This window comes from Gordonia mangrovi, from assembly GCF_024734075.1.
Classification (GTDB): domain Bacteria; phylum Actinomycetota; class Actinomycetes; order Mycobacteriales; family Mycobacteriaceae; genus Gordonia; species Gordonia mangrovi.
The window spans coordinates 2,997,736-3,015,703 of record NZ_CP102850.1 but is presented as its reverse complement, the minus strand read 5'-3'; the positions used below and the strand labels follow the sequence as shown (position 1 = coordinate 3,015,703).

Sequence of the window (17,968 nt, the reverse complement as noted above, 5' to 3'; positions counted from 1 at the left end):
GTGACCGACGAGCCATCCGGAGGGCTTGCCACCGACGGCGAGCGAGATCTCAAGGCGGCACTGCGCCAATTCAACGCGGACGCGGCGACCACCCGCAGTGGTGGTCGAACAGCACGGGTGGGCGAGGCGGTAATCGACGCAGCGCTGATCGAGCTCAGCGAGCGCGGCTACGCCAACATTCGCATCGATGACGTCGCGGCCCGGGCCGGCGTCAACAAGACCACGATCTACCGCCGGTGGGGCTCGAAGTCGCGTCTCATTGCCACCGCGCTTGTCGAACGCCACGCCGAGATGAATCCGATCCCCGACACCGGGGACGTGCACGCCGATGCCCTGACCCTGCTGAAAGAGATCTGGGAGTCGCTGCGGGCCCCCTGGGTCGCACCATTGATCGCCGAGGCGACCACACAACGCAGCATCGGCGCCACCGACGAAGTACGTACCGTACTGACCGAACTGCTCTCCTCGAGATACCGACACTCCAAGAGCATCTTTGAACGAGCAATTGCGCGAGGGGAGCTGCCGCAGTCCGCCAACCCCGAACTCTTACTCGAGGCCATGTGCGGGCCTGTCTATTACCGCGGCCTTGTCGTAGGACTGCCAGTCGATGACGCGTACCTCAAATCTGTTGTCCAGCTGGTACTTTCAGGATTTTCGTCGACGCTTCCGGGGCATTCCGTTCAGGAGACCTGAAACACCTGCTCGGGATTAACGCAACTGCTTGTAGCGTTATCTGTGGTAGCCTGCGTGAAACCGCGACTATCGGAGGGTGTTCGTGAATCCAGCAGACAAGCGCATCGGCGTCGTCGGACTCGGCATAATGGGGTCCGCAATCTCGAAACACCTGCTGCGCCGGGGGTATCCGGTATCCGGATTCGACGTGGATAAACAACGTCTCGACGAATTCGCAAGTGCCGGTGGTGATGCTCGGACATGTGCGGCTGATGTCGCCGAGAATTCTGACATCGTCATCGCCTCGCTCCCATCTGCGGCGGCGCTGCGCGTGATCACCGATGAGCTGAAAGAGGCGAAGGCGCCTGGGCTCGTACTCGTCGAGACCAGCACACTGGATGCGGCGGACAAGATCGTGGCGCGTGACGAGTTGAGTGACGTCGGTGTCGTGGTGCTGGACTGCCCGCTCAGCGGAACAGGCGCGCAGGCACGCGACGGTGACCTTGTGGCATTCGTCAGTGGGGACGAGCAGGCTACCGACGACGTCGCGCCGGTGCTCGAGACATTCTGTCGCGAGACTGTCCGTCTGGGCGAATTCGGTGCCGGGACCACCACCAAGCTCATCGCGAATCTGCTTGTCGCTGTGCATACCTTCGCAGCTGCCGAAGCTCTGACACTCGCCGATCGGGCGGGACTACGACTCGAACAAATCATCTCCGCACTCGCCGGCAGCGCTGCCGATTCGAGGATGCTACAAGTTCGTGGACCCGTCATCGCGCGGCGCAGTTGGCAAGAGCCAAGCATGCGGTTAGAACTCTTCCTGAAGGATCTCGCCCTCATCACCAGCTTCGCCCAGAGTGTTGACGCGCAACTCCCGCTTTTCACCACGACGCAGGAGTACTTCAGGCAGGCTGCGGATGCAGGCCTCGGCAGCTACGACAGCGCCGCTGTCGCTGCACTTCTGCGCGACGACCTCGAATGAGCTCAGTTGACCACGACCGACCGCGATCAGCGATCTCGTCCACGCCCTGATCTCCGCCGGCCCTCGAAACCTTACTCCCGCTGCAGAGATCGCAGCCGGACGTCGCAAGGGGTCGGTACCGGCACTGCAGACCTGAGTATCAGCGCCGGCGGTCGCTAGCTGTAGCTCATGGGAGCCCGGAATGGGGAGGCCTGCGGCGCCAACGCAGGCCTCCCACAAACTAGGCGGACGCGACCGGAGCCAACTCGCGGGCCTCTGCTACCTTACGCCGGAACTCAGCAACACTGTCCATCTTGATCTCTTCATACCCTCGGATCTCTTGGGGCATCGCCAAAATCGAGTTCACATGGTCGGCGGTATCCTGCGTGACCTCCGAAACCACCTCCGCGGTGAGCGCAGCGAACTCGCTGATCAACTCCCGCTCCACCTTCCGGACATGGGCATATCCGAAGGGATCGAACGCCGTTCCGCGAAGTCTACGACTTTTTCGCAGCACGTGGAACGCGGGCTTGAACCATGGCCCGAGCGAGATCTTGCTCTTCATACCCAATGCGCGAAGTACCGGCGGATGAAGCTTGTACTTGTACCTCGCATTGTCACCGAACTCGTCTCGCACAGCGCGCTCGAACTCGGGATCAAGGTAAAGACGTGCGGTTTCGTACTCGTCCTTGTAGGCCATCAGCTTGAACATCGATTCCGCCGCGGTCTCGCTCAATAGCCCTGGAATTCCGAATGTTTCCGACTCTCGCGCAGCGACGTCGCTGACGAATCGGACGTAGGACAGTGCATACTTCACGTCCTGATAGTCAACGAGGTCGGCCGCCAGAAAGCCGACACGGTCCTTCAGCTGCTCGCTCATTCCGGCGAGACCGTTGATGGCATCCCGCAGCATTGCACGCTCGCGGGCGGTCCGGGCTTCACGTGACCTCGAGGACGCACCCTTGGTGACGCTCGGCTCGAGGACGTGCATACGGCCCACTTTGATGGCACGCCGATTGGCGGCGACGGCTACCCCATTGAGTTCAATGGCTCGGTCGATAGATGCCAACGGGATTGGCAGGGCCCCGGCCTGGATCGCCATCCCCACCAGCACCATGTTCGCCAGTTGATCGGAACCGAACTCACGGTAGGCGATCGACCGGGCATCGGCGTACACCGAATCATCTGGCCGACTGACGCCATCGAGCAAGCGGCGGATCGAGGCAAGCTGGGGGAATCTTGTGCTCGGCCGGAGAATCATGGTTCCGGTGGGCACCTGCGCCGTGGAGATCACAGAGACCGTCCGTGATTTGGACGCAACCTTCAGGTTCGTGTCGTTGGCGGCGACCAGGAGGTCGCAGCCGAGGTACAGGTCGCATTCGCCCTCACCGAGCTTGTTCGTTCCTGGGATCGGACTGGAGGAGAACTTCAAGTCGGATACGACCGCTCCACCCTTTTGTGCCAAACCGAGCTGATCGAGACCGCGAACATGCAGTCCCGCAAGTGCGCCGGCGGTGGACAGGATCTGCGCGACCGTCACGACGCCGGTACCGCCGACACCGGTGATCCGCACGTTGAATGCGTCGGGGCCCACCTTGGCTACGGGGAGTGGAAGATCTACCACATCCCGGTGGGCCGAGTCCGCACGCGAAGCGGTTTCCGGTTCCACCGCGATGAATGACGGACAGTCGCCATCCAGGCACGAATAGTCCTTGTTACACGATGCCTGATCGATCTTCGTCTTCCGTCCGAACACGGTGTCGGTCGGCTGCACGGACATGCAGTTCGACTTCTGACCGCAATCTCCACAGCCCTCACACAAACGTTCGTTGATGAACGCTCGGGTCGTCGGCGATTCCACAAGTCCGCGCTTTCGTTTGCGTCGCAGCTCGGTTGCGCATTCCTGGTCGTGAATGAGCACCGTCACGCCCGTGGTCGCGGCCAGTTGCTCTTGCAGGGGGATGAGCTCCCTTCTGTCGAGTACTTTCACCGATCGCGGTAGCTTGACCTTTCGATACTTCTTGACGTCGTCGGTGGTGATTGCGACACGAGAAACGCCTTCAGCCAGCAGTTCCTGGACGATATCGGGAACTGACATCTTGCCCACCGCACTCTGCCCACCGGTCATCGCCACCGCGTCGTTGTAGAGGAGCTTGTAGGTGATGTTCACTCCTGCGGCCACCGCCGCCCGTATCGCGAGACTTCCCGAGTGGTGGAATGTGCCGTCACCCAGATTCTGGAACATGTGCTCGTCGGTGACGAAAGGCGCCATACCAACCCAACTAGCGCCTTCGCCACCCATCTGACCGAGAGTCGCGATCTGACCCACCCGATCTTCGGGCATCACCTTCACCAATGTGTGGCAGCCGATGCCGGCGCCGACCAGCGACCCTTCTGGGACCACCGTCGACCGGTTGTGCGGGCAGCCCGAGCAGAAGTACGGGGTACGAGTGAGCAATGGCAGCGTCAGTCGCTCACGCCGAATGGCCTTTTCCGGCTTCAGTTCACCCCACCTGTCCGGCAGCACCACGCCCAGGCGTCGAGCAAGTGCTTCCGCCAGCACTTCGGGCGGCAGGTCCGAATCAGCACGAAGAAGCGGCCGAGACTGATCATCTCGCTTTCCGACCACACGGGGAGCTCCGGGAACGCCATACAATGCGTCCTTGACGGCCAGCTCCACAAACGGCCGCTTCTCCTCGACGACGAGTACTTCGTCGAGCCCGTTGCTGAACGCGCGAACCGCGTCGGCGTCGAGCGGATTGATCGCTCCGAGTTTCATCAGACGCACTCCCGAGTCGCCGAGCACATCCTCGGAGATCCCGAGACGTTCGAGCGCCTGCACCGTATCCCGGTATGTTGCGCCCGCAGCTATCACCCCGAGTTTCGCACCTTCATCGCCAACCGTCCGGTTGATATCGTTCGCCGCGACATACCTGGAGGCCAGTTCCATCCGCTCATACATCAGACTTCGCTCCAGCCGGCCGAGGGTGGGTTGCAGGAAGTCCGCGGAAACGTCGTGTACGTATTCTTTTCCGTCGATCACCCGGCTTGGCGAGGTGGCGGACACTCGGGTGGAATCCACCCGCACCGTCGCCGCCCCGTCAACGACGTTCGTCGCGAGCTTCACACCCACCCACAAACCGCTGAAACGCGACATGGCGACCGCGTGCAAACCGAAGTCCAGTACCTCCTGCGGATCGGACGGCACGAGGGTCGGCAGTCCCAATTCGGCCATGGCCGACTCGGAACTACTGGGCACGGTCGAAGACTTTGCGATCGAATCATCCCCAACCAGAACCACCGCTCCACCGTTTGGCGCAGCACCGCCCAAATTCGCATGCCGCAACGCATCACTTGCCCGGTCGAGACCGGGCGCCTTGCCGTACCAGAATCCGACGACTCCGTCGTACTCGCAGTTCGACGATGCGGAGGCCAACTGAGAGCCCTGTACGGCATTCGCTGCCAACTCCTCGTTGACCCCCGGCCGAAACACAATCGCCTCCTGGTCCAAGAGTTCGCGCTGCCGGTTGAGCTCCAAGTCGTATCCGGCGAGCGGTGACCCTTCATAACCACTGATGAGGGTGCCCGATCGCACGCCGGTGGCGACATCTCGCCGGCGCTGTTCCAACGGAACGCGCACCAGCGCCTGAAGACCCGTGAGATACAGCTCCCCATCGGTCATCTCGTACCGGTCGCTCAGTGTGAAATCTCGTGTTCGAACCTGCGACACAACTACCTCCTGCTCTGATGTGGCCCAGCGACCATCTCCGGTCCGTGCCTCTCATGACATTCTCCTTCGAGTCCGGCTGTCGCACTACGGAAGAACCACCAAAGATGCGCGTGGCCGTCCGATACTCTTGTGGCATTCACACAAAGGAGGCGATCATGGTCCAAGTCGACTGGGGACCCGTTGTAGATCGCGTCGACGTGGTGCTCGACCGACTCGACGTGGTCACCGACCACACCGTTGCACGGATTCGCTCCGAACTCGTCGACTTCGCTCTTGTCCCCTACGCCGAGCATCGTGTCGCCGTGCGGGAACAGCTGAAGCACAGACTCATGGCTTTCCGAGAGAGGCGAGTGTGGCATGAGAATGAGCTGGACGGAGTTCGACAACTCGCCCGGCGACGGGCACATCAGACAATCGCTTTGGATGCGGTCATCCGGGCCTACTACGTGGGTGACCAAGAGTTGTGGAAGAACCTGAGTTCAGAATCAGACGAGGCGCAACCACTTCTGCCCGAGTTGGCATCACTCATGCTCGAGTCTCTGCAGTCGGTGACGTCCACGCTCGCGCTAGCGCACGGCTCCGAGGTGCGAACACGTGACCGTGCACGTATGGCGGTGTCGCAGAGGCTGATCGATTTGCTCAGTTCGCGCTCACTCGAGATCGAAGCAGCTCGGCTGGCCGAGTATCTCGGTTTCGAGGTCGAACAGCCATTCGCGGGAATTGCGTACGCCGCCGCCACACACGAAGTGCCGCAAAGCATCGAGTCCCTCGAGGCGGACCTTGTGGAACGCCGGCTCGTTGCGTACGGAGGCATCGGCACGACTCGCGTTCTGCTCTCTCAAGCCGGCGACGCGGACGTCGAGCAGATCGCGGAGTTGTTGACGACCGCCGGCTATCGAGTCGGCATAGGTTCAAACCGTGCCGGGATTGCTGGTGCGTCACGTTCGCTGCGTCAGGCACAGCTTGCCTTGGACGCGACAACACCCGGGAACATCGTCAGCAGATTCAGCTCGGACTGGATCATCAATTGTGTTGTGAGCCTTCGAGAACTTCTCGAGGACGAGGTCTTCCAGGTCGCGGAGGTCGCAAGAGCTCATCGGTCACTGCGCGACACAGTTATCGCCTACTCGGAATCGGACATGTCCATCCGCCAATGCGCGCGGATGAGTCATCTCCATGCCAACACCGTCGTCTATCGTCTCAGCCGCTGGCATGAGCTGACCGGTTGGGACCCGCGCACATTCCTCGGTCTCACTCACTCGGTTGTGGCCTGCGCGCTCGCCGACTCCACGACAGCGCCCTGAGTAGAGGCGTTGCGCCGGAGAGACATTGAGGAGTCGGCGGGCGATGACGTGGCCGTCAACCCCCGTATTGTTCCTGCGCTTGCTCGATATCCGCCAGAGTAGCGCGAAGATGCTGCACCGTGACCTCTGTTGCTCCTTCGATGTCGTTGTCCCGGTAGCAGCGGATCAACTGTCGATGCTCTTCATTCGACTCCGCCTGACGACTGCTGTTCACTCCGAGTGAGAGGGCTACGTACATCGAAGCGCTGTCGCGGAGGTTCGAGATGACCGATGCGAGACGGCTGGAGTCGTCGTCGAAGGCGAACAGAGAGTGAAACTGCCTGTTCAGTTCCGACCATTCTGCAAGCTCTGTGGTCTTCGCGAGCTCGGCGCAGATCTCGTCTGCCCGGTCCAACTGCTCTGTAGTGATTCGTCCCATGACCCGTCGCACCATCAGCGGTTCCAGAGCGATCCGCATCTCGTAGAGTTCGCGAACCTCGTCGAGGTCGAGAGTGCGCACGCGTGAGCCCCGGTGCGGATCGAACACGACCAGGCCTTCGCCGGCCAGATCACGCAGCGCCTCACGAATTGGTGTGTTGCTGACATTGAGCTTGGTGGCCAGCTCGGATTGGATCAGCCGCGTACCGCCGGCGAGCGTTCCGTTGAGGATCGCCTCCCGGATGGTCTCACGCACCCAGACGTGGGCCGTGAGCGCACGGTCATTCCGAGCGTTCAGGCCAGATGTCATGCCTTCCCCCTGAGGTGCAACGTCACACGGTTGCTGACAGCCTACCGCTCCAGACTTGATGACCGCGGACCGCGAATTCCGAGCGGATGCTGGGTTCCGAGTGTTGGCCGGCGATCAGACACGACAGCAGAATGCGCGCTTTGCGGGCGTCGAGCCAGCCGCCCAGAATGGCACCTTTGTTCGCCAGGTCTGATTCCGAGCCGGGGAATGCATAACTGTTGTCGTGGGTCCGGCCGGCCCCGGTCCGCGAGGTCACGACCACGGGAATTGTCGAGGTGGCGCGTTGGACCGCCCGTGCGCAGGACGCTGAGACATGTCCGACACCGAATCCGGCCAGCACTACTCCGTCGAATCCGCACTCCACGATCGCGTCGAGTACTTCGCCGTCGTCGCCGAGGTACGTTTCGAGTAGGGCTACGCGTGATGGAGCATGATGTCCCGGAAGCCCGAGCGGTAGAGGGCGGTCCACACGATTGCCGAAACAGACCTGGCGTTCGTCCACATAACCGATGGGCCCGAAATCGGCGGTGGCGAACGCTCCCAGTCCGCTGGCCCGCGCCTTGCGTACCCTGCATGCCGCGTGCACCTCGTCGTTGAGCACCACCAGCACGCCACGGTCACGTGAGCGGTTTGCGCTTGCAACCCGTACTGCCGCCATGAGATTGGCAGGTCCGTCCGCGCCGGGGAGTTCCGGGGAGCGCATCGCTCCGGTGACGACCAACGGCGCAGCCGAATCCCAGTAGATATCGAGAAGGTAGGCGGTCTCCTCGATCGTGTCCGTTCCTTGAATCAGCACGACCCCGTCGGCCCCGCGTGCGACCTGGCTGCGCGCCCACGCCAACCCACGCAAGACACTCTCGAAGGTCAGCGATGCACCCGGAACCGTATCGAGCGTTTCGGTGTGTAGCTCGGCGACATCTGCCAATCCGGGCACCGCACCCATGAGCTGTTCGGCACTCAACGCAGGATTCACGCCCACTCCGTCGGCGGCCGCCGAGGTCATGGTGATCGTCCCCCCGAACGATGCCGCAGCTATCCGTGGACCCGACATTCCACATCGCCCCTTCCTTGTCTCACGAAGCCGTCGGCGACGGCGACTGCTGAATGACTTCTACGACCGTCAGAACATGCACAACCGATGCTGCAATGTATACCATGCATCATGCGGTGCGTCCCGACGGTCCTTGGTGATCGTCATTGCCACCTGTCTGCGACTTGCCGTACGTTCGGAAACCAATTCAGGAGATACTCATGGACAACGACCTCATCATCGCCGGCGGAACACTCGTGTCGCCGCAAGGCAAACGACGGGCCAACGTCCTCATCCGAGACGGGCAGGTGTCTGCCATCACCCAGGCTGTACCGCCAGATGTCGAAGTCATCGATGCAACGGGGCTGTTCGTGATGCCCGGCGCGGTCGACACGCACGTGCATCTGATGGATCCGGGGAGTCCCGAGCGCGAGGACTTCCCTACCGGGACGAGCGCGGCTGCGGTGTCCGGGGTCACCACCATCATCGAGCATTCCCACGGCCGCCCGGTCCGCACCACGGCCGACCTCAACGAGAAGCGGCACTACTTGGTCGGTCGCTCGTCAGTGGACTTCGGCCTGGCGGCGCATGCCTGGCCGGGAAGTTCGAGCGACGTGGCCGACTTGTGGATTGCCGGAGCGGCGTTTTTCAAGGTCTTTACCTGCCCCACTCACGGTGTCCCTGGCCACAATCCCGCTGCGCTCAAGGCACATCTCGAGGCGACTGCACTCAGCGGCGCAGTGAGCTTGATCCATTGCGAAGACGAATCCCTCACTGCAGAAGCAGAATCGCTGCTACGAGAAGAGGGACGCGATGACAACGCTATCCTCATCGACTGGCGTAACCGCGATGCCGAAATCGTCGCGGCCGCCGTCGCCGCGATCCTGGTTCGACGTACCTCGGCACGCGCGTCGGTTGCGCATGTCAGCAATCCAGAGGTTGCCGCCTACATCGCCGCTGAGCGCGCGCGCGGCGCACTGCTCTTCGCAGAGAGTTGTCCACAGTACTTTCTGCTTCGCGAGGACGAGGTTCACCACCAGGGGCCACTACGCAAGTTCACCCCGCCGGTCCGCGCGAGAACATCTGACGATGAGGCTCAGATGTGGAGGCTACTCAGGGAGGGAACGCTGACGCACATGTCCACCGATCATGCCCCGTCGACTCTCGAGCAGAAGAGAGACGGAGACATCTGGAATGTGCACTTCGGCCTGCCAGGCCTCGACAGCACAATGTCGCTACTCCTGGATGCAGCCGCACGCGATCAGCTGGCTTACGAGGATGTTGTGCGAGTCTATTGTGAGAAACCAGCCCAGATCTACGGCCTCTGGCCTCGAAAAGGCAGACTTGCCGTGGGCGCCGATGCAGACATCCTGCTCGTCGACCCAACCGCAAAGCGAACTCTTCGGAATGACGATGTCCTTTCCAAGGCCGGCTGGACACCCTATGACGGACGCGAAGTGCAGGGCAGAGTCGTACAAACGTTCCTGCGCGGTCAGCTGATCGCCGAGGAAGGCAAGCCGGTGAACGATCGAGTCGGTCGTTTTCTGCCGGGTGCGGGGGCAGTCGAAGCGTGAGATCCTGCGATTGGTCTTCGCTGTGATGAACCACTTCCGATGCGGATGATTCATCGAGGTGGTCACATCCAGTTCGGCACCACCAAGAGCAGCCATGACACGAGCGGCCCGACAATCACCATCGCGCCAGTGAACTTCAGCAACCCTCGGTACAGGCTCGGACGCCACCGTTCCGGCGCGTTGGCGAGGTAGATTGCTCCGCCGGTGGAGAAAGGCGACAGATCCACCAATGAGGACGAGATCGCCAGCGCGATGAGGAATCCCACCACCGAGACATGCCCCGTGGCCAGGAACGGCACCGCGAGGGGGACGATCATCCCGAGCAGCCCCGTGGTGGAGGCGGCCGCCGACGCGACGGCCGCCACCACCAGGATGAGCAATGCCGTGATCATCGGCGCTCCGGCCGTCGCGACCTTGGCGCCTGCCCACTCCACGGTTCCGTTTTCCTCGAGGAGCCCGACATAGGTCAGCACACCACATATGAGCAGGATCACGCCCCAGCTGATCTCCGACATCGCATTCTTACTCGACCCGGGGAACACCAGGGTCAGCACGACGGCGATGGTGAGAGCGAGAAACCCTATGTCCCAACCGATGACAAGGCCGCCTATGGCTAGCACCACGAATCCGGCCAAGGTCACGTGGTTCTCGACACCCGGTCGGTGAACTTCGGTCGGTGCGGCCATCGCACCGGGCCCACTCGGCCGGGAGTTGCCCACCACCGGAAACCGCTCCTCGCCGGAGAGATCTCCGTCGTCGGAGGCGTTCGAGCGGTGAGCCAGTCGCAGCACCACCGCGGTTCCGACAGCCACGAGAGTGGTCATGGCGAGCACACCGAGGTAGAGAACGGTCGGATTGACCTCGATGCCGCTTCGTTCGCCCACGCTGTTGACGATCAGTCCGAGCGGCGCAATAGGCGAGAATGATCCGGCGATGCAACCCAATCCGATGACGATGCTGGACAGCAGCGGATCCAGCCGATACTTGACCGCGAAGCTCATGGCGATTGGCGCGAGCATCGCCGCCACGGCCGGCGAGAACGCCCCGATCGAGCAGATGATGAGTCCCAACACAAACAGAACCCAAGGGATCACGTGCGCGCGATTACCGGTCAATCGCACGGCACCTTCGACCATCCAATCGACTGTTCCACTCGCGCGAGCGACCGAGAACAGGTAGGTGATGCCCACGAGCATCACAAACAAGTTCGCAGGAAAGGGCTCGAGTATCTCGGGCACGGTGGACCCGAACCCGACCGTTCCGACGATGAACGCGGCGACCAGCGACAGCGCGCCAAGATTGATCGGTCGTACAGTTCCCAAGACGAGGATGCCCGCAAGCACCAGGACGCCGATGATGTGCATATGGGTTTGCATGTTGTTGCTTTCGTTTCACGAGAATTGATTGGACTGCAGCTACTTCGCCGTCGTAGGCTCACGCGCGCAATAGTCGGATCACCTCGGCGACGTCCGGCGCCGCCGGCAGGTCTCGCAATGCCGACACGATGTCATCACGGCGCGACGGAGCCCATACCGCGGTGGTGATCGACCGGAACTTGCGCTCCACCACATCGAAATCCAGGTCACCGTCCGGCTCACCAGACGGGGCGTCGATCCTGACCTCCTCGTCACCGACCGCTAGAACAGCACCAGCGGTCGCGACATCGGGATTGGCGGTGATCTCGATCTGGTCGATCAGGGCCTCGACCGCCGCATCACCCAGATGGTCGTACACCCCCCATCCGAGATTTCCGTATTGCAATGCTGTCGCGACCTGAAAATAGGCACTGAACTGGCCATCCACCGTGGTCGTCGGACGCAACTTGGTCGACACCGCCCCGCCGACGATATCGAGAGCGATCGGACTGATCTCGAGCGTGACGCCGGCGCCGGCCAGATGCCCGGACGATAGTGTGCGTCGGATCTCGAGCGCTGCGTCGATCGCGCCGTGGGTGAGTCGGCACGCGGGGTACGGCTTGACGCCAGTCCCGAGGAAACGCCAGTCGCGCCCCAACGCCGCAGTCAGCACACTTGGGTCCGGATCGGTCGAGAACGCCTGCAGCGCACCATATCGCCCGGTCAGCGGATCTGCGGTGCCACGAAAATCGGCGTGCGCGAGGTCAAGTGCGAACAGCGCATCACGCGCCGCCAACCCGGGGTGAATACGCTTGTTCCACGTGCCGTCCTCAAGACACTGCAGCGATCCCGACGCCATGGAGCCAGCGATGCCCAGCGCGCTGGCTGTCTGCTCCTCATCCAGTCTCCGCAGCACGGCTCCGGCCGCTACCGCACCGAAGATGCCCGCCAGCCCCGTGGGATGAAAGCCGCGATCGTAGGGCGATTGGCCGAGCGCTTCACCGACGCGGCATGCGATCTCATATCCCGCGGCGAGTGCGATGACCAAGCGGCTGCCACCGACCTGCAGAGCCTCCGCGATCGGCAACGCAGCGGCGATGACCGGAGCCCCCGGATGCAACGACGACGAGATCGTCGTGTCGTCGAAGTCCAGCGAGTGGGCGTACGCGCCATTCAAGAAGGCCGCGAGATCCATTCGCAGCGCCCCGGTTTCACCGACCACAGTGCAATCCGCGCCGGGATTGACGGTCGGACCATGTGACGGATATGTGGCCGCTCGCAGCGATTTGCTGGAGTCTGCATATACCTTGCCCGCCGCGGCCACAGCGATAAAGTCCAGAAGGTGTACGGGTACCCGGGCACATACCTCCGGGGACAAGTCGTCGAAGGTGAGGCCGGCAATCCAGGTCGCGACCGGTGACGCCCCATTACCGGGCGATTCTTGTGTCATCGTTTCTGCCATCCATCAGCTGGGATACAAAGCGGCTGTCGACTGTGTACAGGGAGACCGATCCTCTAGCAGATCGGTCAACACCATAATGTGGTGGCTGAACCCACATAGCGGTGAAGAATAGACATGTGTCGCCAGTCACGTCAACCGGGAGATCTGGGCTCCAGCTATCATTCGCCGACTACTTGCGTCCCACATCACACCACGATACGGTTGTGCAAACCACATTATGGTTATCGAGCTCATGGAGGTTGCGTTGTCCACTGAATCGGTGCAGGTATTGGGGAAAATCATGCGGATCCTCGACAGCTTCACCCCCGATCAGCCCCGCCTTACCATCACGGAGATCCGACGAATCACCGGCCTACCGCCGACCACCACAGCGCGCCTCGTCCGGACACTGGTCGACCATGACCTGCTCCGCAGAACCGAGGACCACTACTCGATCGGGCTTCGGTCGCTGAGCTGGACCGAAGCGGCCACCGCCGGTTCGGACCTCCTCGAGGCCCTCGGTCCGGTGCTGATCGAATTGCGCGACCTGTCGGGAGAAACCTCTGGGGCCTATGTCCGCAGAGGCAACAGTCGAGTCGCGATCGCCGTCGAACTGTCACAACGTTCCGTGGTGTACCAGGCTCGCGTCGGGCAGGTGATGCCGATGCACGCCGGCGCAGCCGGCAAGGTGTTCATGGCGTTCAGCGACGACATCTACCGCGCTGCGGTGGCGCAGGAAGGACCCGACGCGGGCGGGGCGCTATCCGACCTGGGCGCCCTTCGCAGCGAGTGTGACAGCATCCGCGCGCAAGGCTGGGCGTATACGCAGGGTGAACGGGAGGTCGGGCTAAATTCGCTCGCCGCACCCGTCCGAGACACCTCCGGCCTGATCATCGCGACCCTTGCAGTCGGCGGGCCCTCGCTGCGCCTCTCCCCTGAAGTCGCCGAGCGGCTCGGCCCGGAGATCGCACTGTCTGCAGAACGGCTGTCCCGGCGACTCGGCTGGCGCGACGAGGCATCACCTGCCGACACACCTGACATGCCTGCGAGAAACCGCCCGACTGCTTGATCCGAAGGAACCCGACACCGTGCCCAATATCATCGAAAAACTCTGGGAGTCGCACGTCGTTCATCGCGCGCCCGACTCCCCCGACCTCCTCTACGTGGACTTTCACCTTCTTCACGAAGGGTCTAGCCCGCAGGCGTTCGATGGCCTGCGACGCTCTGGTCGACGCGTTCGCCGGCCAGACCTGACGCTGGCCACCGAGGACCACATCGTGCCCACCGGAACACTGACCTATCCCCCACGCAACACCACTGCCGCATTGCTCATGCGGACACTGCGTGCAAACTGCGAAGAATTCGGGATCACCCTGCACCCCATGAATTCCCAAGGCCAAGGAATCGTTCACGTCATCGGACCAGAACTCGGCGTCACCCAGCCTGGGATGACGGTCCTCTGCGGAGACAGCCATACCAGCACCCACGGCGCGTTCGGTGCGCTTGCATTCGGCATCGGAACCAGCCAGGTCGAACATGTGCTCGCCACCCAAACCCTCGCCGCGAAGAAGCCCAAGACCATGGCGGTCAACGTTCTCGGTGCCCTGCCCACCGGGGCGACAGCCAAAGACCTGGCGCTGTACATCATTTCCCAGATCGGCTCGGGCGGGGCACAAGGGCACATCGTCGAGTACCGTGGCGACGCCATCCGTTCGCTCTCCATGGAGCAGCGTATGACATTATGCAACATGAGCATTGAGCTCGGAGCCCGCGCCGGTCTGGTCGGTCCGGACGAGACCACATTCGACTACCTGCGCGGTCGTTCGTACGCACCCAGCGAGAACCAGTGGGCTGCCGCAACCGAACGATGGCTGAGCTTCAGCAGCGACGACGACAGCGACTACGACGCCCAGATCGACATCGACGCAGGTGAAGTCTCACCGTACGTCACCTGGGGCACGAATCCCAGTCAGGCGGCACCACTATCCGCGACCGTGCCAGAGCCTGATTCGATAGCGAATTCCGAAGAACGACTCGCCGCCGACAATGCCCTGAAATACATGGATCTCGCGCCCGGCACACCTCTGTCTGCGATCCGCGTCGACACAGTCTTCCTCGGCTCATGCACAAACGGTCGTATCGAGGATCTTCGGGCCGCGGCGGACATCCTGCGCGGACGAGCCGTCGCGAGCGGGGTCCGAATGGTGGTGGTTCCCGGATCGATGGCGGTCAAAGCCGATGCCGAAGCGGAGGGACTCAACCGCGTCTTCACCGACGCCGGTGCGGAATGGCGCAATCCGGGCTGCTCGTTGTGTGTCGGCATGAACGACGACGTCCTTGCGCGTGGTCAGCGAGCCGCGTCCACATCCAACCGCAATTTCGAAGGGCGACAGGGAAAGGGATCTCGCACCCACCTGGTATCGCCTGCTGTTGCCGCGGCGACCGCCGTCACCGGGCAACTCACCTCTCCCGACAGATTGGCGGTACTCGCATGAAGCCGATTCCCTTCCACCGCGGGACTGCGATCGCGGTCAACCGGACGTCCATCGACACCGACATCATCATCCCGGCCAAGCATTGCCTACGAGTGACACGCAGCGGATTCGCCGACCATCTGTTCGAGGGTTGGCGCTCCGACCCCAACTTCGCCCTGAACGACGACCGTCGTCGCGAGGCAACCGTCCTGGTGGCCGGACGCGACTTCGGCACCGGGTCCTCACGGGAGGCGGCCGTCTGGGCTCTGCAGGAGTGGGGTTTTCAGGTAATCGTGTCTTCGCGATTCGGCGACATCTTCTACACCAATTGCGGTAACAACGGTGTCGTGGCCGCGCGTATCGACGACGCGCCCCTGCACGATCTGATGAGTGCTGTGCTCGACCGGCCGGACACGACAGTCAGCATCGATCTCCCCACGAAGACCCTCGAGTGGCGCGACGGCCACGTCCGACATCAAACGCTCATCGATATCGACGACTTCACCAGCCGGCGTCTGATCGAGGGTCTTGACGACATAGACATCACCCTGCAGCGCGACTCGGAGATCACGACCTATGAGCACGCCAACAGTCGGTATCTACCCAGAAAGGCCACCGTCGCATGATCGAGCCGACCGTTACCATCGCGTCTCCGGGTGCTCGTCTGCGCGCCCTCGTGGAGACCGGTGAGTTCATCGCCGCCCCCGGTATCTACGACGGCCTCACCGCCGCACTTGTGGAATCAACGGGTTTCCCCGCCGCCTATGTGTCCGGTGGTGCTGCTTCTGTCGCGGTGACGGGTGTACCCGACCTCGGACTGATGACGGGGTCGGAGATGGCCGCACATGTCAGTCGGCTCCGCGCAATGTCCTCGCTGCCCCTGATCGTCGACATCGACACCGGCTACGGAAATGAACTCAACGTCCGCCACACCATCGAACGGATGTGGCGAGCGGGAGCCGCCGCGGTACACATCGAAGATCAGCAGTTGCCCAAGCGATGCGGCCACTTGTCGGGGAAGTCGATCTCATCGCTGGCCGATTCGGTCTCGCGCGTACGCGCTGCCGTGATCGCCGCCGCCGGCACGGATCTGATGGTGATTGCACGAACCGACGCTTTGGCGGTCGAGGGCCGGGAGGTGGCCATCACCCGCGCTCATGCATTCGAAGATGCCGGCGCCGACATGATCTTCATCGAAGCACCAGAAAGCATCGACGACCTCGAGGCCATCGGATCGTCAGTGACTACCCCTCTGGTGGTCAACGTGATCGCCAATTCACGCACACCGCTGCTGTCCGCCGACGAGTACCGCGATCTCGGCTTCACCGTGGGGATCTACCCGGCGGTGACGATCGCGGCGGCGGCCGGTGCCGTCCGGTCGGCACTACATCAACTGATAGCCAACGGATTGCCGCCCGTTGACGGCGAAGGTCCGGCCGATCTGTTCGAGATCGTGGGTCTGAGCAGCTGGCTGGAGTGGCCAAGCCAGAACGGCCTGGTCCCCGAGGGCAGGACGGCAGGATGAACCCCGGTCCAGATCGATCCGGTCCACAGACCATCCCAGCGGTGCTCATGCGCGGCGGCACCAGCAAGGGTGTGTACTTCCACGTCGGCGACCTGCCTGCCGACCGCTCGGAGCGCGACGAGATCCTGTTGCGCGTGATGGGCTCACCGGATCCTCTGCAGATCGACGGCCTCGGCGGGTCACGAGCCATCACCTCGAAGGTTGCGATCGTCGGCCCCTCCACCCGGTCCGACGCGGATGTCGACTACACCTTCGCTCAGGTGGCTGTCGATCAGTCGCTTGTGCAGTGGAACGGCAACTGCGGAAACATATCTGCCGGCGTAGGACCCTTCGCGGTCGACGAGGGCCTGGTATCGGCGACCGACGGCATCACCCGAGTGCGCATCTTCAACACCAACACGGGCAAGGTGATGACCGCTTACGTCCCGGTCACGGGCGGTCGACACAACCCGGCGGGCACCTTCGCCATCCCAGGCGTTCCGGGCACCGGCGCCGAGATCGTCATGGACTGGTCGGCAACCATTGGTTCTCGTACCGGGAAACTACTACCAACAGACAATGTCGTGGATCTCCTGACGCTTTCCGATGGCAGTAGCGTTCCGGTCACGATCTGCGACGTCGCGAATCCGGCGGTCTGGGTGTCCGCCTCATCGATCCAAGCTCGTGGCAACGAATCCAAGGCCGAGATCGACGAGTCCGGACCACTACTGCGCACACTGCAGGAGATCCGGGCACGGGTTGCCGAGAGGCTCCAGATATCCCCGAACTGGCAGGACGCGGACAAGATCACACCGGGTCTACCCGTGGTCGGTATGGTTGCGCCGCCATCCGGGTACACCACGATCGACGGCACCCCGGTCGCCGCAGATCGGATGGACCTATCGGTTCGATTGCTCTTCATGGGCAAGGTGCACGAAAGCCTGGCCGGCACCGCGTCGGTCAACCTCGCAGCGGCTTCCCGAACCCCGGGGACTGTTGTCGCCGACGCGACGGCCAATACCGACTCAGAGCGACTCCGTGCGGGGCATCCCTCCGGCGTCATGAGCGTATCGGTCGCCTGTGAACCCGGCGAGCACACCACACCACGGTTTCACCTGCTCGGCATGGGCAGGACAGCACGGCGCATCGCCGACTGCCAGATCTACCTCTGAAGACGCCACTTCCCCACCTCCCAC

General features: G+C 62.6%; 14 protein-coding genes. 9 read left to right on the top strand and 5 right to left on the bottom strand.

The window, feature by feature from the left end; all coding sequences use genetic code 11:
* Positions 1-693: a TetR/AcrR family transcriptional regulator gene (locus tag NWF22_RS13620; RefSeq protein ID WP_160904057.1), complete on the top strand. Its 693-nt coding sequence runs from the start codon at positions 1-3 to the stop codon at positions 691-693.
* An 82-nt stretch (positions 694-775) separates the two neighbouring features.
* Positions 776-1,654 (top strand): NAD(P)-dependent oxidoreductase, encoded by an 879-nt coding sequence (locus tag NWF22_RS13615; RefSeq protein ID WP_160904056.1) that lies wholly within the window; start codon positions 776-778, stop codon positions 1,652-1,654.
* 220 nt (positions 1,655-1,874) lie between these two features.
* On the opposite strand, the gene NWF22_RS13610 is transcribed toward NWF22_RS13615, so the two are convergent.
* Positions 1,875-5,315: an indolepyruvate ferredoxin oxidoreductase family protein gene (locus tag NWF22_RS13610; protein WP_202399030.1), complete on the bottom strand. Its 3,441-nt coding sequence runs from the start codon at positions 5,313-5,315 to the stop codon at positions 1,875-1,877.
* 101 nt (positions 5,316-5,416) lie between these two features.
* On the opposite strand from NWF22_RS13610, the gene NWF22_RS13605 reads away from it, so the two are divergent.
* Positions 5,417-6,667 carry a PucR family transcriptional regulator gene (locus NWF22_RS13605; RefSeq protein WP_160904054.1) on the top strand — a complete coding sequence of 417 codons (1,251 nt, stop codon included), beginning with the start codon at positions 5,417-5,419 and terminating at the stop codon, positions 6,665-6,667.
* A 55-nt stretch (positions 6,668-6,722) separates the two neighbouring features.
* Here the strand turns inward: NWF22_RS13605 and NWF22_RS13600 are convergent, their stop codons facing one another.
* Positions 6,723-7,340, bottom strand: coding sequence for a GntR family transcriptional regulator (locus NWF22_RS13600; RefSeq protein WP_160904053.1), 618 nt, complete (start codon positions 7,338-7,340; stop codon positions 6,723-6,725).
* A 76-nt stretch (positions 7,341-7,416) separates the two neighbouring features.
* On the bottom strand, positions 7,417-8,397 hold the full coding sequence (locus NWF22_RS13595; protein ID WP_202399018.1) for an asparaginase: 981 nt from the start codon (positions 8,395-8,397) through the stop codon (positions 7,417-7,419).
* A gap of 248 nt (positions 8,398-8,645) precedes the next feature.
* On the opposite strand from NWF22_RS13595, the gene NWF22_RS13590 reads away from it, so the two are divergent.
* Positions 8,646-9,998 carry a dihydroorotase gene (locus NWF22_RS13590; RefSeq protein WP_160904051.1) on the top strand — a complete coding sequence of 451 codons (1,353 nt, stop codon included), beginning with the start codon at positions 8,646-8,648 and terminating at the stop codon, positions 9,996-9,998.
* 62 nt (positions 9,999-10,060) lie between these two features.
* On the opposite strand, the gene NWF22_RS13585 is transcribed toward NWF22_RS13590, so the two are convergent.
* The gene (locus NWF22_RS13585; protein WP_160904050.1) at positions 10,061-11,374 is read right to left on the bottom strand and encodes an SLC13 family permease; all 1,314 of its coding nucleotides are present in this window, start codon (positions 11,372-11,374) and stop codon (positions 10,061-10,063) included.
* A 58-nt stretch (positions 11,375-11,432) separates the two neighbouring features.
* Positions 11,433-12,803, bottom strand: a complete 1,371-nt coding sequence (locus NWF22_RS13580; protein ID WP_160904049.1) for an MmgE/PrpD family protein — start codon at positions 12,801-12,803, stop codon at positions 11,433-11,435.
* 256 nt (positions 12,804-13,059) lie between these two features.
* Between NWF22_RS13580 and NWF22_RS13575 the strand changes: the two genes are divergently transcribed.
* The 5 genes from NWF22_RS13575 to NWF22_RS13555 are packed head-to-tail and all read left to right on the top strand — an operon-like array spanning position 13,060 to position 17,944.
* The gene (locus NWF22_RS13575) at positions 13,060-13,863 is read left to right on the top strand and encodes an IclR family transcriptional regulator (protein WP_160904048.1); all 804 of its coding nucleotides are present in this window, start codon (positions 13,060-13,062) and stop codon (positions 13,861-13,863) included.
* Positions 13,864-13,891: 28 nt separating this feature from the next.
* On the top strand, positions 13,892-15,289 hold the full coding sequence (leuC, locus tag NWF22_RS13570; protein ID WP_258321431.1) for a 3-isopropylmalate dehydratase large subunit: 1,398 nt from the start codon (positions 13,892-13,894) through the stop codon (positions 15,287-15,289).
* Complete coding sequence (gene leuD, locus NWF22_RS13565) at positions 15,286-15,894, top strand: 3-isopropylmalate dehydratase small subunit (RefSeq protein ID WP_160904046.1); 609 nt, start codon at positions 15,286-15,288, stop codon at positions 15,892-15,894. Before leuC ends, leuD begins: the two co-directional genes overlap by 4 nt.
* On the top strand, positions 15,891-16,793 hold the full coding sequence (locus tag NWF22_RS13560; RefSeq protein ID WP_160904045.1) for an isocitrate lyase/PEP mutase family protein: 903 nt from the start codon (positions 15,891-15,893) through the stop codon (positions 16,791-16,793). The genes leuD and NWF22_RS13560 overlap by 4 nt, the downstream gene beginning before the upstream one ends.
* A 47-nt stretch (positions 16,794-16,840) precedes the next feature.
* Positions 16,841-17,944: a 2-methylaconitate cis-trans isomerase PrpF family protein gene (locus NWF22_RS13555; RefSeq protein WP_233751966.1), complete on the top strand. Its 1,104-nt coding sequence runs from the start codon at positions 16,841-16,843 to the stop codon at positions 17,942-17,944.
* The last annotated feature ends 24 nt before the right edge of the window (positions 17,945-17,968 follow it).